This window comes from Paenibacillus pasadenensis DSM 19293, assembly GCF_000422485.1.
GTDB lineage: Bacteria > Bacillota > Bacilli > Paenibacillales > Paenibacillaceae > Paenibacillus_O > Paenibacillus_O pasadenensis.
This window is the reverse complement of record NZ_AULW01000015.1, coordinates 61889-81549: the sequence shown is the minus strand read 5'-3', so window position 1 is coordinate 81549 and position 19661 is coordinate 61889. Positions and strand designations below refer to the sequence as shown.

General features: G+C 66.4%; 21 protein-coding genes. 17 read left to right on the top strand and 4 right to left on the bottom strand.

Going from position 1 to position 19661, the window contains the following annotated elements; translation table 11 throughout:
* Positions 1-78: 78 nt before the first annotated feature.
* On the top strand, positions 79-768 hold the full coding sequence (locus H582_RS0102835) for a hypothetical protein (protein WP_028597290.1): 690 nt from the start codon (positions 79-81) through the stop codon (positions 766-768).
* A gap of 93 nt (positions 769-861) precedes the next feature.
* Here the strand turns inward: H582_RS0102835 and H582_RS0102830 are convergent, their stop codons facing one another.
* Entirely contained in the window at positions 862-2223 is a 1362-nt protein-coding gene (locus tag H582_RS0102830; RefSeq protein ID WP_028597289.1) for a PucR family transcriptional regulator, read from the bottom strand.
* A 209-nt stretch (positions 2224-2432) separates the two neighbouring features.
* On the opposite strand from H582_RS0102830, the gene H582_RS0102825 reads away from it, so the two are divergent.
* The 11 genes from H582_RS0102825 (at position 2433) to H582_RS0102775 (ending at position 14362) form a co-directional block, all read left to right on the top strand.
* Entirely contained in the window at positions 2433-3728 is a 1296-nt protein-coding gene (locus H582_RS0102825; protein ID WP_028597288.1) for a M20 family metallo-hydrolase, read from the top strand.
* A complete protein-coding gene (locus H582_RS25725) occupies positions 3707-5146 on the top strand; it encodes an NAD(P)-dependent oxidoreductase (RefSeq protein WP_052332909.1) in 1440 nt (479 codons plus the stop codon). The genes H582_RS0102825 and H582_RS25725 overlap by 22 nt, the downstream gene beginning before the upstream one ends.
* A gap of 21 nt (positions 5147-5167) precedes the next feature.
* Positions 5168-6463, top strand: coding sequence for an NAD-dependent dihydropyrimidine dehydrogenase subunit PreA (gene preA, locus H582_RS0102815; protein WP_028597287.1), 1296 nt, complete (start codon positions 5168-5170; stop codon positions 6461-6463).
* Positions 6460-7896, top strand: coding sequence for a dihydropyrimidinase (gene hydA / locus H582_RS25720; RefSeq protein WP_052332908.1), 1437 nt, complete (start codon positions 6460-6462; stop codon positions 7894-7896). Before preA ends, hydA begins: the two co-directional genes overlap by 4 nt.
* Positions 7893-8150 (top strand): hypothetical protein, encoded by a 258-nt coding sequence (locus H582_RS0102805; RefSeq protein ID WP_028597286.1) that lies wholly within the window; start codon positions 7893-7895, stop codon positions 8148-8150. Before hydA ends, H582_RS0102805 begins: the two co-directional genes overlap by 4 nt.
* Positions 8151-8358: 208 nt before the next feature.
* A complete protein-coding gene (deoC, locus tag H582_RS0102800) occupies positions 8359-9033 on the top strand; it encodes a deoxyribose-phosphate aldolase (RefSeq protein WP_028597285.1) in 675 nt (224 codons plus the stop codon).
* A gap of 131 nt (positions 9034-9164) precedes the next feature.
* Positions 9165-10337, top strand: a complete 1173-nt coding sequence (deoB, locus tag H582_RS0102795; protein WP_028597284.1) for a phosphopentomutase — start codon at positions 9165-9167, stop codon at positions 10335-10337.
* A 64-nt stretch (positions 10338-10401) separates the two neighbouring features.
* Entirely contained in the window at positions 10402-11109 is a 708-nt protein-coding gene (deoD, locus tag H582_RS0102790) for a purine-nucleoside phosphorylase (protein ID WP_028597283.1), read from the top strand.
* 202 nt (positions 11110-11311) lie between these two features.
* Positions 11312-12613, top strand: a complete 1302-nt coding sequence (locus H582_RS0102785; protein WP_028597282.1) for a pyrimidine-nucleoside phosphorylase — start codon at positions 11312-11314, stop codon at positions 12611-12613.
* A 31-nt stretch (positions 12614-12644) separates the two neighbouring features.
* On the top strand, positions 12645-13694 hold the full coding sequence (locus H582_RS0102780) for a M42 family metallopeptidase (RefSeq protein ID WP_028597281.1): 1050 nt from the start codon (positions 12645-12647) through the stop codon (positions 13692-13694).
* A gap of 62 nt (positions 13695-13756) precedes the next feature.
* On the top strand, positions 13757-14362 hold the full coding sequence (locus tag H582_RS0102775) for a thymidine kinase (protein WP_028597280.1): 606 nt from the start codon (positions 13757-13759) through the stop codon (positions 14360-14362).
* Positions 14363-14510: 148 nt separating this feature from the next.
* Here the strand turns inward: H582_RS0102775 and H582_RS31560 are convergent, their stop codons facing one another.
* Positions 14511-14648 carry a hypothetical protein gene (locus tag H582_RS31560; RefSeq protein WP_153783691.1) on the bottom strand — a complete coding sequence of 46 codons (138 nt, stop codon included), beginning with the start codon at positions 14646-14648 and terminating at the stop codon, positions 14511-14513.
* A 157-nt stretch (positions 14649-14805) separates the two neighbouring features.
* On the opposite strand from H582_RS31560, the gene H582_RS0102765 reads away from it, so the two are divergent.
* Positions 14806-15066 carry an HPr family phosphocarrier protein gene (locus H582_RS0102765; RefSeq protein WP_028597279.1) on the top strand — a complete coding sequence of 87 codons (261 nt, stop codon included), beginning with the start codon at positions 14806-14808 and terminating at the stop codon, positions 15064-15066.
* Positions 15067-15087: 21 nt separating this feature from the next.
* Here the strand turns inward: H582_RS0102765 and H582_RS25715 are convergent, their stop codons facing one another.
* The gene (locus tag H582_RS25715) at positions 15088-16107 is read right to left on the bottom strand and encodes a DMT family transporter (protein ID WP_228551509.1); all 1020 of its coding nucleotides are present in this window, start codon (positions 16105-16107) and stop codon (positions 15088-15090) included.
* A gap of 116 nt (positions 16108-16223) precedes the next feature.
* On the opposite strand from H582_RS25715, the gene H582_RS0102755 reads away from it, so the two are divergent.
* Together H582_RS0102755 and H582_RS0102750 are read left to right on the top strand one after the other, a co-directional pair.
* A complete protein-coding gene (locus tag H582_RS0102755) occupies positions 16224-16553 on the top strand; it encodes an antibiotic biosynthesis monooxygenase (protein WP_028597278.1) in 330 nt (109 codons plus the stop codon).
* A gap of 84 nt (positions 16554-16637) precedes the next feature.
* Entirely contained in the window at positions 16638-16853 is a 216-nt protein-coding gene (locus H582_RS0102750) for a hypothetical protein (RefSeq protein ID WP_028597277.1), read from the top strand.
* A gap of 12 nt (positions 16854-16865) precedes the next feature.
* Here H582_RS0102750 and H582_RS29735 read toward each other — a convergent pair whose 3' ends face one another.
* Positions 16866-17579 (bottom strand): HAD family hydrolase, encoded by a 714-nt coding sequence (locus H582_RS29735; RefSeq protein ID WP_052332907.1) that lies wholly within the window; start codon positions 17577-17579, stop codon positions 16866-16868.
* A gap of 175 nt (positions 17580-17754) precedes the next feature.
* On the opposite strand from H582_RS29735, the gene H582_RS0102740 reads away from it, so the two are divergent.
* Together H582_RS0102740 and H582_RS0102735 are read left to right on the top strand one after the other, a co-directional pair.
* Complete coding sequence (locus H582_RS0102740) at positions 17755-18432, top strand: Na-translocating system protein MpsC family protein (RefSeq protein ID WP_228551508.1); 678 nt, start codon at positions 17755-17757, stop codon at positions 18430-18432.
* A 119-nt stretch (positions 18433-18551) separates the two neighbouring features.
* Complete coding sequence (locus H582_RS0102735; RefSeq protein WP_028597275.1) at positions 18552-19652, top strand: ATP-binding protein; 1101 nt, start codon at positions 18552-18554, stop codon at positions 19650-19652.
* Positions 19653-19661: the final 9 nt, after the last annotated feature.

Genomic DNA, 19661 nt, shown 5'->3' with positions numbered 1-19661 from the left:
GTAAACTAGGGAACTTTCGACTCCCTGGTGGGGCCGTCGGGCCGGGTTTCTGCGAACCAAGGAACTCTCGACTCCCTGGTGAAGCTGATTCGCCGTGTTTCCGCGAACCAAGGAACTCTCGACTCCCTGGTGGAGCCGATGCGCCGGGTTTCCGCGAACCAAGGAACTCTCGACTCCCTGGTAGAGCTGATGCGTCGGGTTTCCGTAAACCAGGGAACTTTCGACTCCCTGGTGGGGCCGTCGGGCCGGGTTTCTGCGAACCAAGGAACTCTCGACTCCCTGGTCGAGCTGATGCGCCGGGTTTCCGTGAACCAAGGAACTCTCGACTCCCTGGTGGAGCCAATGCAGCGTGTTTACGCGTGCGAAGGAACTATTGAATCCCTGGTGGAGCCGATGCGCCGGATTTACGCGGGCGAAGGAACTCTCGACTCCCTGGTGGGGCCGTCGGGCCGGGTTTCTGCGAACCAAGGAACTCTCGACTCCCTGGTGGAGCCAATGCAGCGTGTTTACGCGTGCGAAGGAACTATTGAATCCCTGGTGGAGCCGATGCGCCGGATTTACGCGGGCGAAGGAACTCTCGACTCCCTGGTGGGGCCGTCGGGCCGGGTTTCTGCGAACCAAGGAACTCTCGACTCCCTGGTGGAGCCGGTACGCCGGGTTTCCGCGAACCAAGGAACTATCGACTCCCTGGTGGAGCCGATGCGCCGGGTTTACGCGGGCGAAGGAACTCTCGACTCCCTGGTGGTGCCAGTCCGGACGAACCGATGACGCATCAAGCCATTTTCGACGGCTGCCCGCATCCGATCTGGCAGCGCCATCATAGCAAATCCGCATCCGCATCCGATGCGGCAGTCGCTCGCGCTAGCGGGCCGCGTCTCCGGCAAGCCCGCCGGGATGCAGCAGCCGGTAGGCGCGCAGGGCAAGCTCGGCGGCGAGCCGGCGCTCGGGATCGAGCCAGACGGGACCGATCAGCTCCTCGATCCGCTCGAGCCGATAGTACAGCGACTGGCGGGCGACATAGAGCCGCCTGGCCGCCTCCTGCTTGGAGCCGTCGGCGTCGAGGAACACCTGGAGCGTTCGCAGCAGCTCGCCACCGCGCAGCCGGTCCGCCTCGAGAAGAGGACCGAGATGCCGGGCGACGTACGCCTGCAGCCGCCTCCCGTCGTCGAGCGCGGGCAGCAGCTGCAGCACGCCGAGCTGCTCGTAGCAGAGCAGCTCTCCTGCGTCTTCGCACGCATACGGGCCAGCAGCTCCGCCCGCCGCTTCGCCCGCCGTCGCCCGACCGCCAGCAGCTCCGCCCGTCGCCGGACCGCCGCCTCCGGCGGAACGCGCCGCGGCTGGCTGCGGCTGCCGGAGCAGGCACAGCCGCAGCGCCTCCTCGGCCTCGCGGCGCGCTTCCTCCGCGCCGACCGCCCCGGCGAAGCGCGAGCTGGCGCCGGCGCAGCCGCCGGGCACGGCCGACAGCGCGGCGCGCAGCGTCCGCTCCAGCCGTTCGCCCGCGGCGGAGCGCGCCGACTGGCCGGCGACGGCGAGCAGCCGCGGGCCGCGCGCTTCCGCGAGGCAAACGAAGCCCGCGGCGCGCAGCCTGCGGCGCAGCTCATCGGCGGCTGCGGCGGCGGCCGGAGCGGAGTCCCATTCGGCCGCCGCCGCCCGCCACACCAGCCCTTCGAGCGGATGGGCGAGTCCGTCCGCGGAGCCGGCTTCCGGGCCGCGCAGGGCGCGTCGCAGCAGCGCCGCCTCGGGGTCGGCGCGGGCGGCGGGAGAGAGGGCCTGCCGGCGCTGGAGGATGAGCGAATGGAGCTCCTGGGTGATGTCGACATACCTTACGGTCCGCGGAAAGACGATGAGAGGCGTCGCCGCCTCCTCGGCGAGCTGCCGCCAGCCGCGCGGAAGCTCGCGCAGGCGGGAGCCGAGCTCGAGGCAGACGCAGCTGACGCCGCGCTCGAGCAGGCGGGTGAGGAACTGCGTCTGCCGCAGCTCGTCGGAGCCGAAGCCGAGACCGGTCGTCAGCACCATCTCGCCTCCATGCAGCAGCTCCGCCGCCTCCGCGGCCTCCAGCACATGCACCCAGCGGATGCGCCGTCCGAGTCCCGCGCGTCCGGCTTCAAGCCGCGCTCCGTCGAACGGCCGCGTCGACAGCGTCTCCCGGACGGTCACGCCCCGCTCGGGCTCGGCGCCGGCTTGCTCCTCGATCGACAGGCGAGTTGCTTCGCCATCCCTCATGGACTTATCCTCCCGTTCTTCGATGCCGGCCGCAGCCGCGATCAGGCGCGGCGATCCGCATCGTTCGTGTCTGTTAAGCTTACATCAAAAGAGCCGTTTCGAAAATAATGATTCAAAAAATTCAGAAAATTAAGTATGATACGTCATGTATCCTAACACGAGACCTCTCGCAAATCCCAGTTCAGTGAGTTCAAAAAAGGAGGAGAGCGATGATACGATCCTGCACGACATCGAACGAACGGGTCATGCGGCGGCTCGGCCAGCTGGCCGAGCTCGGACGCATCAGCGAGACCGGCGTCAGCCGGCTGGCGATGACGCCGCTCGACCGTCAGGCGGCCGACATGGCGAGAGGCTGGATGGAGGAAGCCGGCTTGAGCGTGCGAATGGACGCGGCGGGCAACCTGATCGGCCGGCTGGAGGCCGCGGACGGAGCGGCCGGGCCTGTGCTCATGCTCGGCTCCCATCTCGACACGCAGCCGTATGCGGGGACGTACGACGGCATCGTCGGCGTGCTTGGCGCGATCGAGGCGGCGCATGCGCTCGCCGCCCAAGGCTTCGCTCCCGCGCTCCCGATCGAGGTGGTCGCTTTTTCTGACGAGGAAGGCTGCCGGTTCGACAAAGGCATCTTCGGCTCGCGGGCCATGTCCGGCCGGCTGGAGCCGGGCGAGCTGGAGCGCGCCGACCTGGACGGCGTGACGCGCCGCGAGGCGCTGGCCGCCTTTGGCGGCGATCCGTCCCGGCTCGACGAGGCCCGTTATCCGGACGGCGCGATCGCCGCCTATCTGGAGCTGCATATCGAGCAGGGACCCGTGCTCGAGGCGGCGGGAGCGGCCGTCGGCCTCGTGACCGCGATCAGCGGTCCGCTCTGGCTGACGGTCGAGCTCGAAGGCTTCGCCGGCCATGCCGGCTCGGTGCCGATGGCGATGCGCCGCGACGCGCTCGCCGGCGCCGCGTCGATCATCAGCGGCTTCCAGCGGCTCGTGCGCGCCGAGGCGGGCACGCCCGCGGTCGGCACGGTCGGCACGCTGCAGCTGTTTCCCGCCTCGCGCAACATCATCCCCGAACGCGTCCGCTTCACCGTCGACCTGCGGGACATCGACATGGAGCGGCGCGGCCGGCTGGAGGCGGAGCTGCGCCGGCTGATCGCCGAGACGGCGGCCGACAACGGCCTCGCCTATGCGGTCAAGGTCGATACCGACAGTCCGCCGCGGGCATGCAGCCCCGAGCTGATGGCGGCGGTCCGCGCGGAGGCGTCCGACATGGGGCTGGAGCTGCCCGAGCTGATGAGCGGGCCGTTCCACGACGCGCTGGCGCTGTCCTACGTCTGCCCGTACGCCATGATCTTCGTCCGCTCGCGGGACGGCATCAGCCATAATCCGCGGGAATTCTCCTCCGCCGAGGATATCGGCCTGGGCGTGGAGCTGCTGTACCGTACGCTGAAAAGGCTGGCCTCGCCGAGCGGGTCGGAAAGGAGCGATGGATCATGGTCGATGACATCCGCCTGAGCGCGGCGTTCGGCGATCCGGCCGTGCCGGAGCCGTTCCGCGAGCTGGTGCCGCCGCTGACGCGAGCGGCCGCCGCCGAGGAGTCGAACCGCTGCCTCTACTGTTATGACGCGCCCTGCATCAAGGCCTGCCCGACGTCGATCGACATCCCGTCGTTCATCAAGCGGATCGCCACCGGCAATCCCGAAGGCGCGGCGCATGCGATCATGGACGCGAATCCGGTCGGCGCGAGCTGCGCGCGCGTCTGTCCGACGGAGCTGCTCTGCGAGGGCGCATGCGTGCTGAACGGCTCGTCCGCGCCGATCGCGATCGGCAGGCTGCAGCGCCATGCGACCGACTATGCGGCGAGCGCCGGGCTGCGGCTGTTCGCGCCCGGCGAGCCGGCCGGCGTGAGCGCGGGCGTCATCGGCAGCGGACCGGCCGGCCTTTCGGCGGCGCGGGAGCTGGCCCGCTTCGGCTTCGACGTCGACGTCTACGAGGCCCGCCAGGTGGCGGGCGGACTCGACAGCAGCGGCATCGTCAGCTTCCGCCTGCCGACGCATGTGCCCGACTGGGAGGTGCGGCAGGTCGAGGAGCTCGGCGTCCGCTTCCATACCGGCGTGCGAGTCGGCAGCTCGCTGAGCGTCGAGGAGCTGCGCGGCCGCCATGACGTGCTCGTGCTGGCGGCGGGCATGGGCTACGTGCCGCCGCTCGGGCTCGAGGGCGAGCGGCTGGAGGGCGTCTACGACGCGATCCGGCTCGTCGAGGCGACGAAGGCCGGACGCATGCCGTCCGCGCTCGCCGGCGCGCGGGTCGCGGTCATCGGCGCCGGAAATACGGCGATCGACGCGGCGACCTGCGCCGTGCGGCTCGGCGCGGCGGAGGTGAAGATCGTCTACCGCCGCACGGCGGCGGAAATGACCGCCTACCCGTTCGAATACGAGTTTGCCAAGCAGGAGGGCGTCGGCTTCGTCTGGCTGACCCAGCCGCTGCGCATCGTCGCCGGGCCGGACGGCAAGGCCGCCGGGCTCGAATGCATGCGGCTGCAGCCTGACGGACGCGTCGGGTCCGACGGCCGCCGGCTGACATCGCCCGTGCCGGATTCCGCCTTTTTGCTGGAGGCGGACGCCGTCGTGCTGGCGACGGGGCAGGAGCGCCTCGCGACGCTGGCCGAACAGCTCGGCATCGCGCATCGAGCAGGCGTGCCGGAGGCCGATCCGCGCACCGGCCTGACGTCCGATCCGCGCATTTATGCGGCCGGCGACATCCTGCACGGCACCGGAGCGGGCGAGGCGACGGTCGTCTCGGCGGCGGAGCAGGGCAAGCGGGCCGCCGCCGCGATCGCGGCCGCCTGGCTCGGGCCGGACTTCGCCTCGCGCCGCCGCGCTCCGGCTGTCGCCGTCCCTTCGCGCCATGCCGGGTCCGCCGGCCGAATCTAACCGAAAAGGAGGTCGACTACGATGGCCGATCTGTCCATCTCGCTGGCGGGCATACGCTCGCCCAATCCGTTCTGGCTCGCCTCCGCGCCGCCGACGAACACCGGCTACCAGGTGCAGCGGGCGTTCGAGGCCGGCTGGGGCGGAGCCGTCTGGAAGACGCTCGGCGAGCCGATCATCAATACGTCGTCGCGCTTCGCGGCCGTCCATTTCGGCGGCAAGCGCGTCGCCGGCTTCAACAACATCGAGCTCATCTCCGACCGGCCGCTGGAGGTGAACCTGCGGGAGATCCGCGAGACGAAGCGGCTGTTTCCCGACCGGGCGCTCGTCGCCTCGCTCATGGTCGAGCCGAAGCGGGAGAAGTGGCATGAGATCGTGAAGCGCGTCGAGGACGCCGGCGTCGACGGGCTGGAGCTGAACTTCGGCTGCCCGCACGGCATGGCCGAGCGCGGCATGGGCGCGGCTTCCGGCCAGCAGCCGGATCTCGTCGAGAAGCAGACGATGTGGGCCAAGGAGGCGGCGCGCACGCCGGTCATCGTCAAGCTGACGCCGAACATCACCGACATCACCGTCACCGCCCGCCACGCCGTGCTCGGAGGCGCGGACGCGGTCAGCCTCATCAATACGATCAACAGCCTCGCCGGCGTCGATCTGGAGACGTGGAACACGGTCCCCCATGTCGGCGGCAAAGGCGCGCACGGCGGCTACTGCGGTCCGGCGGTCAAGCCGATCGCCCTCAGCATGGTCGCCGAATGCGCGCGCGATCCGCTCGTAGGCGTGCCGATCTCGGGCATCGGCGGCATCTCGTCGTGGCAGGACGCGGCGGAGTTCCTGCTCATGGGCGCGGCGGGCGTGCAGGTGTGCACGGCGGCGATGCATCACGGCTTCCGCATCGTCGGCGAGATGGTCGACGGGCTGAGCCGCTATCTCGACCGCAAAGGACTGGCCTCCGTCGCCGAGCTGACCGGGCAGAGCGTGGCCCGCTACACGAACTGGGGCGACCTCGACCTGAACTACCGCGTCGTCGCGCGCATCCGCCAGGATACCTGCATCAACTGCAACAAATGCCATATCGCCTGCGAGGACACGTCGCATCAATGCATCGACATGCTGAACGGCGCCGGCGGCAAGCCGTACCTGCAGGTGCGCGAGGACGACTGCGTCGGCTGCAATCTGTGCTCGATCGTCTGCCCGGTGGACGGCGCGATCGAGATGGTCGAGCTGCCGCCGGCAGCGCCGTCATTGACGTGGAACGAGCGTCAGCGGGCGCTGGCGCGGCTGGACCGCGAATCCATACGAGCGGAGGCGGTGGAAGGATGAAAAAAGCACGGATCATACAAGGCGGCACGGTCGTGACGGCCGGCTCCGTCAGCGTCGCGGACATCCGCATCGAGGACGGCGTCATCGCGGCGATCGGCCGCTCGCTCGACGCGACGGGCGCCGAGACGGTCGACGCCGCCGGGCTGTACGTCTTTCCCGGCGGCATCGACCCGCATACGCATCTCGACATGCCGTTCGGCGGCACGGTGACGGCGGATGATTTCGAGAGCGGCACGATCGCCGCGGCGTTCGGCGGCACGACGACGATCCTCGACTTCTGCCTGACCGAGCGCGGACGGCCGCTCGGCGATGCGGTCGCCGCCTGGCATGCCAAGGCCGAGGGCAAGGCGGTCATCGACTACGGCTTCCATCTGATGGTCGCGGATGCCGGCGAGCAGGCTCTGGCAGAGCTGCCGGAGCTGATCGAGCGCGAGGGCATTACGTCGCTCAAGGTGTTCATGGCGTACAAAAACGTGTTCCAGGCGGACGACGGCACGCTGTACCGGACGCTGCAGCTCGCCCGCGAAGAAGGCGCGCTCGTCATGGTGCATGCCGAGAACGGCGACGTCATCGAGCGGCTCGTCAGCGAGGCGCTGGAGCGGGGCGACACCGAGCCGATCTGGCATGCGCTCACGCGTCCGCCGCAGCTCGAGGGCGAGGCGACCGGGCGGGCCGCCGAGCTCGCCGGCCTGGCCGGAGCGCCGCTTTATGTCGTGCATGTCACCTGCGCCGAAGCGGTCGAGCGCATCGCCGCCGCGCGGGCGCGCGGACTGCGCGTCTATGGCGAGACCTGCCCGCAGTACTTGACGCTCGACATCTCCGCGCTCGAGCGTCCGGATTTCGAGGGCGCCAAATACGTCTGGTCGCCGCCGCTGCGCGAGGCCTGGCATCAGACGGCGCTTTGGAACGCGTTGTCGTCCGGCACGCTGCAGGCGCTCGGCTCGGATCAGTGCTCCTTTCATTTCAAGGGGCAAAAGGAGCTCGGCCGCGGCGACTTCTCCAAAATTCCGAACGGCGGCCCGACGATCGAGGACCGCTTCAGCCTGCTGTTCTCCGAAGGCGTGGCCAAAGGCCGGATCGACCTGCAGCGGTTCGTCGAGCTGTCGGCGACGAACGCCGCCAAGCTGTTCGGGCTGTTCCCGCGCAAAGGCACGATCGCGGTCGGCAGCGACGCCGACCTCGTGCTGTTCGACCCGTCGGCGACGCGGACGCTGTCGGCGCGCGACCATCATCTGCGCGTCGACTACAGCGCGTTCGAGGGCATGGAGGTGCAGGGCGAGCCGGTGTCCGTGCTCGTGCGCGGCGAGTTCGTCGTGCGCGACAAGCAGTTCGTCGGGCAGGCGGGCAGCGGCCGTTACTTGAAGAGAAGCCGCTTCGGGCTCGGCGGGAGCCTGGCGCTGCCGGCGGTTCCGATCGGAGGAAGCCCGTCATGAGCGCGTATGAAGCCTATGCGGAGGAGAAGCAGCGGCTTGACGCGCTGGTCGAGGAGGGCCGGCTCATCGAGGAGATCCGGGAGGATCTGGACGGGGCGGTCATCCGCTTTTCGGCTGCGCCGGGAGCGGCGAGGGGGACGGGGGAGGACGCTGCGCTCGGGCTGCGCATCGGCACGGCCGACGCGCGCAAGCATGCGGCCGTGCTGCTGATCCGCCAGCTGGCGGTGGGAGAAGCGGGCGGCGAGGCGGATTGAGGATGGCGGGCGGTCGACCGGGCAACCGGACGGCCGCCCGTTTTTTTACGCAGCGGCAGCAGCGGGTCTGATTTCCCGGCGATTTGGGCAGGGATAGACGGAGAGCCCGTCGTGTCCCGACGGACTGAACATATGATTGAAGCGGCTTGTACATTTGTTCAGACCGATGCTATGATGGAGGCAGTTCAAGAATGGGGTGGATATGGACATGCAACAGGGACAACTCGCTGCAATGATCGACCATACGCTGCTGCGCGCGGATGCGACCGCGCCGGAGATCGGCAAGCTGATCGAGGAAGCTCGCCAATACGGCTTCGCCTCCGTCTGCGTCAATCCGACCTGGGTGCGGACGGCCGCCGAGGCGCTCGCGGGCACCGAAGTGAAGGTATGCACCGTCATCGGCTTCCCGCTCGGCGCGACGACGAGCGCCGTCAAGGCGTTCGAGGCGGCGGACGCGATCGCTTCCGGCGCCGGCGAGATCGATATGGTCATCAACATCGGCGCGCTCAAGGACGGCCGCGATGCCGACGTCGAGGCGGACATCCGCGCCGTCGTGGAGGCGGCCGCGGGCAAGGCGATCGTCAAGGTGATCATCGAGACCTGCCTGCTCAGCGACGAGGAGAAGGTGCGCGCTTGCGAATGCTCCGTGCGGGCGGGAGCCGACTTCGTCAAGACGTCGACCGGCTTCTCGACCGGCGGCGCGACGGCCGAGGACATCGCGCTCATGCGCCGTACGGTCGGCCCCGACATCGGGGTCAAGGCCTCGGGCGGCGTGCGCAGCCTGGAGGACATGGAGCGCATGGTGGCGGCCGGCGCGACGCGGATCGGCGCCAGCTCCGGCGTCAAGATCATGGAAGGCGGCCGTTCGGAAAGCCCCTACTGACCGCTGGCCTTTGCAGCAGCCGGAAAACCTCGGTTTTTCGGCTGTTTGTCTTGGCATGGGCAAGGTTGCCCGCGCGGCGGCGGTTCCGCTATGATAGAGCAGCAGGAAGGACCAGGAAAGGACTTGATGTCATGTTCAAACGCATCCATATCATCGTGATGGATTCCGTCGGCATCGGCGAGGCGCATGATGCGGCCTCGTTCGGCGATGTCGGCGCCGATACGCTCGGCCATATCGCCGAGGCGCAGGGAGGACTGCGGATGCCCGTCATGGGCAGCCTCGGCCTCGCCAATATCCGCCCGTTCGCGGGCATCGAGCCGGCGGACGAGCCGCTCGCCTTTTATGGAAGGATGCAGGAGGCGTCGAGCGGCAAAGATACGATGACGGGCCACTGGGAAATGATGGGCCTGCGCATCGACACGCCGTTCCGCGTCTTCGAGCACGGGTTCCCGCAGGAGCTGATCGACCGCATCGAGGCCCATACGGGGCGCAAGGTGATCGGCAACAAGGCGGCCAGCGGCACCGAGATCATCGACGAGCTCGGCGAGGAGCATATGCGCACCGGAGCGCTGATCGTCTATACCTCCGCCGACTCCGTGCTGCAGATCGCCGCGCATGAGGAGATCGTGCCGCTGCCGGAGCTGTACGCGATCTGCGAGTTCTGCCGCGAGATCACGCTCGACGATCCGTACATGCTCGGACGGATCATCGCCCGCCCGTTCGTCGGCGGGCCGGGCACGTTCAAGCGGACGGCCGGACGCCATGACTACGCGCTCAAGCCGTTCCAGCCGACCGTCATGAACACGCTCCAGGAGGCCGGACGGGAAGTCGTGGCGATCGGCAAGATCTCCGACATTTTCGACGGCGAGGGCGTCACGCGCAGCATCCGCACCGCTTCCAACGACGAAGGCATGGAGCGGCTGACGGAAGTGTGCGCGGAGGATTTCTCCGGCATCAGCTTCCTCAATCTGGTCGACTTCGACGCGCTGTACGGCCATCGCCGCGACCCGGCGGGCTACGCGCAGGCGCTGGAGGCGTTCGACGCCCAGCTGCCGGCGGTGCTGGAGCGGCTGACCGCCGACGATCTGCTCATCGTGACAGCGGACCACGGCAACGATCCGACCTACACCGGCACCGACCATACGCGCGAGTACGTGCCGCTGCTCGTCTATTCGCCTCGCTTCGAGGCCGGACGCGAGCTTCCGCTGCGCCTCACGTTCGCCGATGTCGGCGCGACCGTTGCGGACAATTTCGGCGTCGCCGCGCCCGAGCACGGCACGAGCTTCCTCGGAGAGCTGCGCTGATCTCGATCCGAATCGGACCCGTTCCTATTCACCTACATTCCCTCTACGAACAGGAGATGACTTCATGAGCGTCCATATCGGAGCCAAAGAAGGACAAGTCGCCGAGACGGTGCTGCTGCCGGGCGATCCGCTGCGCGCCAAATATATCGCCGAGACCTACCTCAGCGAGATCGAGCTGTACAATGAAGTGCGGGGCATGCTCGGCTACACGGGAACCTACAAAGGCAAGCGGATTTCCGTGCAGGGCTCGGGCATGGGCTTGCCGTCGATCAGCATCTACGCGAACGAGCTCATCCGCAGCTACGGCGTGCGCAACCTGATCCGCGTCGGCACCTGCGGCGCGATGCAGCGGGACGTGCGGGTGCGCGACGTCATCCTTGCCCAGGCGAGCTGCACCGATTCCAGCATGAACCGCAACCAGTTCCTCGGCTACGACTTCGCGCCGATCGCCAGCTTCGGCCTGCTGAAGTCCGCCTACGAGCATGCGACCGCGGCCGGCATGAACGTGCATGTCGGCAACGTCTACAGCACCGACGTGTTCTACAAGGAAGATACGACGGCCGTGCAGCGGCTCATGGACCACGGCGTGCTCGGCGTGGAGATGGAGACGACGGCGCTGTATACGATCGCGGCCCGCCACGGCGCGCAGGCGCTTACGGTGCTGACGGTGAGCGATCATCTGCTGACCGGCGAGGAGACGACCGCCGAGGAGCGCCAGTCGACGTTCAACGACATGATGGTGGCGGCGCTGGAGACGGCGGCGGGGCTCTAGAGCGCTTCTCGGCCCGGCAGGCGATTCGTTCTTTAATGACATGAATCGACAGCGGGGCTTGGCCGTTTTGTTTTATGGCATTAATGAAGACGGGCCTCCGCTTCAATCGTTGTGCAGACAAGGATTTCTGACTGAATCTCAGCTTATGATACGATATTTTACGGCATGAAATAGACATGAGGTTAAAGAAGGGGGAACGCCCGTGAGAATGGTCGAGCTGATCGAGAAGAAAAGAGACGGCGGGGAGCTGACGACGGAGGAGATCCGCTTCATCGTCGAAGGCTATACGGACGGCCGCATTCCGGACTACCAGGTGAGCGCGTGGGCGATGGCGGTCTTTTTCCGCGACATGACCGACCGCGAGCGGGCCGATCTGACGATGGCGATGGTGGAATCGGGCGAGACGATCGACCTGTCGGACATCGAAGGCGTCAAGGTGGACAAGCATTCGACCGGCGGAGTCGGCGATACGACGACGCTCGTGCTCGCTCCGCTCGTCGCCGCGGCGGGCGTGCCCGTAGCTAAAATGTCCGGACGCGGCCTCGGCCATACCGGCGGCACGATCGACAAGCTGGAGGCCATCCCCGGCTTCCATGTGGAGCTGACGCGCGAGGAGTTCGCCCGCCGCGTCAACGAGTCGTCGATCGCCGTCATCGGCCAGAGCGGCAACCTGACCCCCGCCGACAAAAAGCTGTACGCGCTGCGGGACGTCACCGCCACCATCGAGTCGATCCCGCTCATCGCCAGCTCGATCATGAGCAAGAAGATCGCCGCCGGCGCAGACGCGATCGTGCTGGACGTGAAGACCGGCGCCGGCGCGTTCATGAAGGACGAGCAGGACGCACGCCGCCTGGCCGCGGCGATGGTCGCCATCGGCAACCAGGTCGGCCGCAAGACGATGGCCGTCATCTCGGACATGAGCCAGCCGCTCGGGCTTGCGATCGGCAACGCGCTCGAGGTGAGGGAGGCGATCGACACGCTGCGCGGCGAAGGGCCGGACGACCTGCGGGAGCTCTGCCTCGCGCTCGGCAGCCAGATGGTCTATCTCGGCGGAGCCGCCGGCTCCATCGAGGAGGCGGAGGCGCTGCTCAAGGAGCTGCTCGCGAGCGGCAAGGCGCTGGACAAGTTCAAGGAATTCATCGCCAACCAGGGCGGCGACCCCGCCGTCGTCGACGATCCGGACCTGCTGCCGGCAGCGCCGTACCGGATCGAGCTGCCGGCTCGCGAGAGCGGCTTCGTCTCGGGCATGACGGCGGATGCGATCGGCACGGCGGCGATGATCCTCGGGGCCGGACGGGCGACCAAGGAGTCGGAGATCGACCTGTCGGTCGGCATCGTGCTGCGCAAGAAAATCGGCGACGCCGTGCAGGCCGGCGAGTCGCTTGCGACGATCCATGCGGCGACGGAGCAGGTCGGCGACGTGCTGGAGCGCCTGAACGCGGCGATCGAGATCGCGCCGTCGGCGCAGGCGCCGGAGCTCGTCCGCGGCATCGTGACGGAATGATCGAATCGAGCACAGGGAGGAGCGGGCCGCGATGACAAGAACAATATGGAAGGACCGGCTGGACCGGGACTATATGCTGGGCCAGCTGAGGCTGCTGCTGGAGACGCCGAGCCCGAGCGGGTTCTGCGCCGCCATCATGGACAAGATCGAGGCCGAGGCGGTTCGTCTCGGATTCCCGTTCGAGCGCACGCCCAAGGGCAACGGCCTGATCGACCTCGGCGGCGAGGGCGGCGAGCCGCTGCTGCTGACGGCGCATGTCGACACGCTCGGGGCGATGGTGCGCTCGGTCAAGGGCGACGGCAAGCTGCGCATGACGCCGATCGGCGGCTACGACATGTCGACGGTGGAGGGCGAATACTGCCTCGTCCATACGCGCGACGGGCGCATCTATGAGGGCACCGTGCTGTCGACGATGCCTTCGGTCCACGTCTATCCGGACGCGCGCTCGCAAAAGCGGGACGAGGCGAGCATGGAGGTGCGGCTCGACGCCGACAGCGCGAGCCGCGCCGAGACGCTGGCGCTCGGCATCGCGCCGGGAGATTTCGTCTCCTGGGATCCGCGCGTGCGGATGCTCGACAGCGGCTGGATCAAGTCGCGCCATCTCGACGACAAGGCGAGCGTCGCCGCGCTGCTGGCGCTCATGGAGGCGGTCCGCCGCGGCGGGCTGCAGCTGAAGCGGCCGGTCAAGCTGCTCGTCTCGACCTATGAAGAGGTCGGCCACGGCAGCTCCTGGGTGCCGGCCGACACGGTCGAGATGATCGCGGTCGACATGGGGGCGATGGGCGACGATCTGAGCGCGACCGAGAAGGATGTGTCGATCTGCGCCAAGGACTCGTCCGGCCCGTACGACTACGGGATGACGTCGCGGCTGATCGCCCTCGCCGGCGACCAGTCGATCCCGCATGCCGTCGACATCTATCCGTTCTACGGCTCGGATGCGAGCGCTGCTCTGCGCGGAGGCGCGAACATCCGAGCCGCGCTCATCGGACCGGGCGTGCATGCCTCCCACGGCATGGAGCGCACCCATGCCGAAGCGGTGCTCGGAACGGCTGCGCTGCTGCTGGCATACATCATGGACTAGAGGAAGCGCCGTCCGCGCCGAGCGGACGGCGGCTTTCGAAGCGGGAGCAGGAGGGAGCCGGATTGGCGCAGCTTTATTTCAAGTACGGCACGATGAACAGCGGGAAGTCGTTTGAGATCATCAAGGTCGCCCACAACTACGAGGAGCAGGGCAAGGCGGTGCTCATCTTCTCGCCGGCGATCGACACCCGCAGCGGCAAGGACGAGGTCGGCTCGCGGGTCGGCTTCAAGCGCAAGGCGATTCCGGTCGGCGCGGCTACGGATCTGTACGAGCAGGTCGCGGCGCATCAGCCGCCGGGAGCCGAGAAGCGGATCTACTGCGTGCTCGTGGACGAGGCGCAGTTTTTGAGCCGGACGCATATCGACCAGCTGACGCGCGTCGTCGACGAGCTGAACGTGCCCGTCATGGCGTTCGGCCTCAAAAACGATTTTCGCAACGAGCTGTTCGAGGGCAGCTATTATCTGCTCGCCCAGGCGGACAAGATCGAGGAGATCAAGACGATCTGCTGGTTCTGCGACCGCAAGGCGACGATGGTCATCCGCTATGTGGACGGCCGTCCGGCGAACGAAGGCGCGCAGATCCACATCGGCGGCAACGAGGACTACAAGCCGGTCTGCCGCAAATGCTACAAGGCCGCCTTCGCGCAGGAGGAAAAAGGCGGAGCCTGATCGTCCGCTCCCGCCGTATCGACGGCGACGCCGCTCCGGCCGGGATGCCGGCCGCCGTCGATGCGGCATGTCTTCGATCGGCATGAAAAAGCCTCCGCAAGCTGCCCTTAAGGGCGGTTTGCGGAGGCTTTTTCGCGCGTTCCGGATATCAGCGGCCCCGGTTTTTGCCGCGCTTGGCCTTGCGGCTCAGCCACAGCACCCAGATGCCGACGCCGGCGACGACGGCCGCAGCCAGCACATAGAACAGAATGGCGTACAGCCTGTCCTCGAATGGGGTCATCATCATGTCGCATCGCCTCCGTTCTTCTCTCTCATCTTTACCCGATGCGCGCCGCTTTAAGCCTCCATTCCGATCCGCATGGAGGAACCTTTGGCGGCAAGCCGAATATCAATACGAAGAAGAGGGAAGCAAGCCCATTATCGTCAAGGGAAGGTCAGAGAACATGAGAGTGCATGAATTCACCATCCAGGCCGATTTTGGCCGCGAGGACCTGACGCGCCTGTCGGCGGAGGCGGCGAGGTTCCAGTCCGACATCAAGCTGGAATTCGCGAACGGCGACAACATCAATATCGTCGATGTCAAAAGCCTGCTCGGCATGCTGCTGCTGCCGATCCGCAGCGGGACCGAGGTGCTGCTGCGCGTGCGCGGGAAGGACGAGGAAGAAGCGTTCGCCTTCATGCTGGACGCGCTCGAGAAGGAGTAGCCCGGCGCTGCCCGGGAGCCGTCAGGGCGCGGCCGAAGCGGCCGCCGAAGCAGCCGGAGCGGCTGGGGCCGCCGGAGACGCCGGGGCTGCCGCAGAGTCGTCTGCGTGCGGCTCCGTGCCGGCGGCTTCCTTGGGAGCGGCGGCCGGCAGCGGGCCGGAGCTCTCTCCGCGCAGGTAGATGACGAAGCCGGCCATCATGACGGCGCCTCCGATCAGCTGGCCGGCGGAGAGCGTCTCGCCGAACAGCAGCAGGGCGAGCAGGCTGGCGCCGATCGGCTCGGCGAGCACCGTCATCGAGACGGTCGTCGCCCGCAGATGCTGCAGCAGCCAGTTGAACAGGAGATGGCCGAATACGGTCGGGATGACCGCGAGCAGCAGGAACAGGACCCATTCGCGAGGCGGATAGGCGGTCATCGAGTAGCCCATGGCGCCGTTGTAGCCGGCGAACAGGACAGTCGTCACGCCAAACACGATCAGGCTGTAGACGAACGACGGCATCCGCTCGAGCAGCCGCTTGGCGAGGATCATATTGAAGGCGATCGCGACGGTCGACAGCAGCGACAGCGCGTCGCCGAAAAAGGCTTCGCGCGACAGGCCGAAGTCGCCGGAGCTGACGAGGACGGCGCCGCCGATCGAGACGGCCATGCCGGCGACAGCGAGCTTGCCGAGCCGGTCGCGAAGGAAGAAGAACGCGAGCGCAGCGACAAAAGCGGGCTCCAGCGTCAGCATGATCGTCGAGCTGGCGATCGACGTATAGGACAGGGACGCCATCCAGAGCAGGAAGTGCAGCGCCAGGAAAAAGCCGGCTCCGGCGAGCAGCGCCCAGTCCCGGACCGTCAGCCTGCGGATCGCGGGGAGCTGCTTCCAGGCGAAGGGAAGCATGAGCAGAAACGTAAGCAGCATGCGGTATTGGCCTTGCACGGATACCGGCGCTTCGGAAAAGCGCACGAGAATCGGCGCGAAGGAAATCGCGGCCATGCCGACGAGCAACGGGACGACAAGCGGGATTCGGATTCTAGTTGTAGGTGACATAAGCTTCATTGTACGGCGCGCCCTTTCCATGATCAAGATGCTGGACGCTCGTTTGACAGTGATAATGATTATCAATTAGACTGGAATCGAGCCGGAATTCATGGAATGGGAAAGAAGGAATGCAGATGCTGGTCATCCAACGCAGGATCAAGGTGAAGGAAGGACATGCCGCTCAGGTGGTCGAGCGGTTCAGCAAGCCGGGGCCGGTGCAGGAGTTCGACGGCTTCGTCGACATACAGATTTTGCAGAAGGTCGTGCGCCGCGGCGAGGAGGAGGTCATCGTCCAGATCCGCTGGGAATCGGAGCAGGCGTGGAAAAACTGGGAGAAGAGCGACGTCCATATCCAGGGCCATCGCAACAGCCGCGGGCAGGAGAAGCCCGACTACGTGCTGGAGACCGAGGTTTCCCGCTACGAGCTCGCAGCGGTCAAGGAGCCGATCCGCAAGGGTACGTGATTTGTCACATTTATAGCCCGAAAGAGCCATCGCCGACCCTCCCCGATCCGTTACACTAGGAGCAGGAAGGAGTGGCTTTGAACGATGCACGCAGAATCCTCGACTCCGGTAGACTGGTTTTATTTGAGCTTATTCGCCGTCCTTATGATCGGCATGCTTGTTTTGTTCTGGTTCGGCTTCAAGAAGCTGGACGATTCCGACGACGAAGAGGAAGATTTCGGCGATGGCCGGCATGCCGCGCCGTCGCCATCGCCAGGCGAGAGCGGCGCTTCGCTGTTCGATGACAAAGACCGCTCCTAGGAGCGGTCTTTGTCATCGGGGCGGCAACGACTCGTCCGGGGCGGGCCGCCAGGAGGCGAGCCAGCCCTCGAGCTCGCCGATGACGTCGATGACGCCGTCGGGAAGGCTGATCCGGGACGGGCTGTACTGCCGCAGCGCCAGTCCTTGGCGGACCCAGACGGCCCTCATGCCGAGATGCTTGGCCGGCACGATATCGTTGTCGATGCGGTCTCCGACCATGAGCGAGCGCTCGGGCGGACAGCCGGTCGCCTGCAGCGCGTACTCGTAGAGCTTCGGGTCGGGCTTGGCCAGGCCCAGCTCGGCGGAGGCGAACACCTCGTCGATATGCTCCAGCAGGCCGTAGCTGCGCAGCCGGTCCGCCGTACCGGCGCTCTGGTTGGCGATGATGCCGATCCGATAGTCGCGGCGCAGCCGCTTCAGGATGCCGAGCGCGTCCGGAAACGGCCGGTCGAGCTCCTTGCGGTACTTCATCTCGGACCAGATCGCGCGGCGCAGCTCGCCATCTGGGAACAGCTCCTGCAGGATGTCGGCCATCGGGAACGGCGAGAAGCGCCGATGCGCTTCCATCCACAGCTCGCGCACCTGCTCGCGCCGGACGGCGATGCCGCGGCGTCCAGCGGCGGCGATGAGCTGGCGGGTGATGTCCTCGATCGGCTCGGATTCGTCGACGAGCGTTTCGCCGACGTCGAAAAAGATCCATTTCAACGGATGGGTAGTGTTGTCCATAATTCGTATCCTATCATGCTCCGCCGATTGCGAACAAGCAGAAGCAAACAGATGACGGAAACATTTCGCGTATGCTATAATACGATTCGTTCCCGAATGATTCGGAACTTATTTTTGTGGTTAATAGGAGAATCGGGGAAGAAGGATGAGTTCAGTCTTGGAGAACCGCATGGCTATGACTCAGCTTACGAGCCAGATGGGGAAGCTGCTCCGGGACCGCTTCGGCAAAGGGCCGGAGTCGATTTACGTTTCCGCCAACGAGGTATGTGTAAGCATGCATTTCCGCCAGTTCGTCAGCGTCGTGGAGAAAATAATGCTCCAGCAGAACAAGGACGAGGCCGTCAGGGATACGCGGCAGCTGGTGATGGACCTGATCGTGCCGGAGTTCAAGGCTTTGATCCTCCGTACGTTAGGTCTCGAGCTTCAGCACATTTATTACGACTGGAACCTGGACAACCACTCCGGCATCATGATCGGCCTCGTCGACAGCTCGCTGTTCGACCGCTATCAGGAATCGTACCGCGGCAAGGAGTACATCCACCGCCAAGTCGAGCGCATTTCGGCCGAAGCCGAGAAGATGCCCGATGCCATGCATTCGTTCTGGACCAACGCGCGCACGCTCGTCATCGTCCGCTCCGGCATCCTGATCAAGCTTGAGAAGGAGCTGCTGAGAGCCGGCTACGAGCCCGCCCTGAGGGTCGCCAAGCGAGCGCTTGAAAAATCGCTGCTGGTGACCGAGGTCGATATGATCGAGGCGCTCGGACGCACGTCCGACGGGATTTATCTGGATTGGAAGTTTGATCAGGACCAGAGCATCATCGTATTCACCTTTCCGTCCGAAACATCGACTTAATGAACAGATGGCCGTAGCCACGCTGAACATGAGCCGAGGAAACAGCCGTCCACCGTGACGGCTTGCTCCGAGGCTCTATTTGTTTTTTGGGAAAAGGAAAGGAGAGAAAGTAGGAGAGAATGATGGAGAGAAAAGGCCATATCGACGAAGCGAGCCTGCCTCGGGCAGAGGTCCGGCAGGCGCAGGACGAGCTGAATCTCGTGCTGCAGGAGCTGAGCGCAGCCGTGCAGGCGGACGCTTATTACATAGCCGACGAGACGGGAGAGGGCGACTGCGTCGTCGCGCTTCATCATGCCGGAGAGCCGGTGCTGCATCTGGGCATGGTGCTCCCCCTCGCGGAGGCGCCGGAGGAGGAGGATGTCGTGCTCCGCTTCCATCGCATTCAGGTCCGGATCGCCGAGGAGGCGGCAGACGTCAAGAAGCTCGGCATGCTGCGGAAGGAGCGCTCGTTCAGCGGAGAGGAGAAAGACCGCCTGCTCCGCGCCGCCGATTCGAGGGCTCCCCTCGCACCGGCCGCGGGCCGGCCGGTCGAGAGCGGCTCGTCCGGATTGCCGGACGGCGGCGGGGCCGCAGCAGGTCCGGCTTTGATCACGAAGGGGGAGCGGCTGCGCCAGCTCGCCTTTGACATGATGAACGGGCTGACCAACATCGACGGCATGGCGCAGCTGCTGGCGGATACGACGCTCGACCAGAGCCAGCTCGACATGCTCGACGAGCTGCGGATGAACGCGGAGCATCTCGCCTCGCTCGCCCAGACGCTGTTGAAGCATGCCGATCAGGAGGACAGCTGGGTGGGCTTCGACGAGCATCCGTTCTCGATCCTCGATCTATCCAAGGAGCTGACGGACAAGCACGGCGAGTCGGAATCCCCGAGCCGCCTGACCTGCTGGGTGTCGGCGGAGGTGCCCCATCAGGTGCATGGGCGCAAGGAGCAGCTGTCCGAGCTGCTCGATCTGCTGCTGCAGATCGCCCGGGAGGAGCCCGAGGTCGGAAGCACCCGGCTCAACATCCATGTCAACTCGGTCAATTCGCAGGACGGCCAGCTCGATCTGCTGATCCAGCTGCTGCTCGACCGGCAGGGAGGGAGCGGACCGGGCTCCGCCGCCTGGCGGAGCGAGGCGAAGCGGATCGTCGAGCTTAACGGCGGAGAGCTGTGGGAGCAAGAAGGCGAGGCGGGCTGGGGCTTGCATATGACCTTTCAGGTGCGGCGCGCCGGCTAGCTCCGCGCC

What these genes read in the sequence shown, in the direction of transcription:
- H582_RS0102830 (WP_028597289.1), bottom strand. Translation starts at nt 2,223, where the DNA reads ATGAGGGATGGCGAAGCAACTCGCCTGTCGATCGAGGAGCAAGCCGGC.
- H582_RS0102825 (WP_028597288.1), top strand. Translation starts at nt 2,433, where the DNA reads ATGATACGATCCTGCACGACATCGAACGAACGGGTCATGCGGCGGCTC.
- H582_RS25725 (WP_052332909.1), top strand. Translation starts at nt 3,707, where the DNA reads ATGGTCGATGACATCCGCCTGAGCGCGGCGTTCGGCGATCCGGCCGTG.
- preA (WP_028597287.1), top strand. Translation starts at nt 5,168, where the DNA reads ATGGCCGATCTGTCCATCTCGCTGGCGGGCATACGCTCGCCCAATCCG.
- hydA (WP_052332908.1), top strand. Translation starts at nt 6,460, where the DNA reads ATGAAAAAAGCACGGATCATACAAGGCGGCACGGTCGTGACGGCCGGC.
- H582_RS0102805 (WP_028597286.1), top strand. Translation starts at nt 7,893, where the DNA reads ATGAGCGCGTATGAAGCCTATGCGGAGGAGAAGCAGCGGCTTGACGCG.
- deoC (WP_028597285.1), top strand. Translation starts at nt 8,359, where the DNA reads ATGCAACAGGGACAACTCGCTGCAATGATCGACCATACGCTGCTGCGC.
- deoB (WP_028597284.1), top strand. Translation starts at nt 9,165, where the DNA reads ATGTTCAAACGCATCCATATCATCGTGATGGATTCCGTCGGCATCGGC.
- deoD (WP_028597283.1), top strand. Translation starts at nt 10,402, where the DNA reads ATGAGCGTCCATATCGGAGCCAAAGAAGGACAAGTCGCCGAGACGGTG.
- H582_RS0102780 (WP_028597281.1), top strand. Translation starts at nt 12,645, where the DNA reads ATGACAAGAACAATATGGAAGGACCGGCTGGACCGGGACTATATGCTG.
- H582_RS31560 (WP_153783691.1), bottom strand. Translation starts at nt 14,648, where the DNA reads ATGATGATGACCCCATTCGAGGACAGGCTGTACGCCATTCTGTTCTAT.
- H582_RS0102765 (WP_028597279.1), top strand. Translation starts at nt 14,806, where the DNA reads ATGAGAGTGCATGAATTCACCATCCAGGCCGATTTTGGCCGCGAGGAC.
- H582_RS25715 (WP_228551509.1), bottom strand. Translation starts at nt 16,107, where the DNA reads ATGAAGCTTATGTCACCTACAACTAGAATCCGAATCCCGCTTGTCGTC.
- H582_RS0102755 (WP_028597278.1), top strand. Translation starts at nt 16,224, where the DNA reads ATGCTGGTCATCCAACGCAGGATCAAGGTGAAGGAAGGACATGCCGCT.
- H582_RS0102750 (WP_028597277.1), top strand. Translation starts at nt 16,638, where the DNA reads ATGCACGCAGAATCCTCGACTCCGGTAGACTGGTTTTATTTGAGCTTA.
- H582_RS29735 (WP_052332907.1), bottom strand. Translation starts at nt 17,579, where the DNA reads ATGGACAACACTACCCATCCGTTGAAATGGATCTTTTTCGACGTCGGC.
- H582_RS0102740 (WP_228551508.1), top strand. Translation starts at nt 17,755, where the DNA reads ATGACTCAGCTTACGAGCCAGATGGGGAAGCTGCTCCGGGACCGCTTC.
- H582_RS0102735 (WP_028597275.1), top strand. Translation starts at nt 18,552, where the DNA reads ATGATGGAGAGAAAAGGCCATATCGACGAAGCGAGCCTGCCTCGGGCA.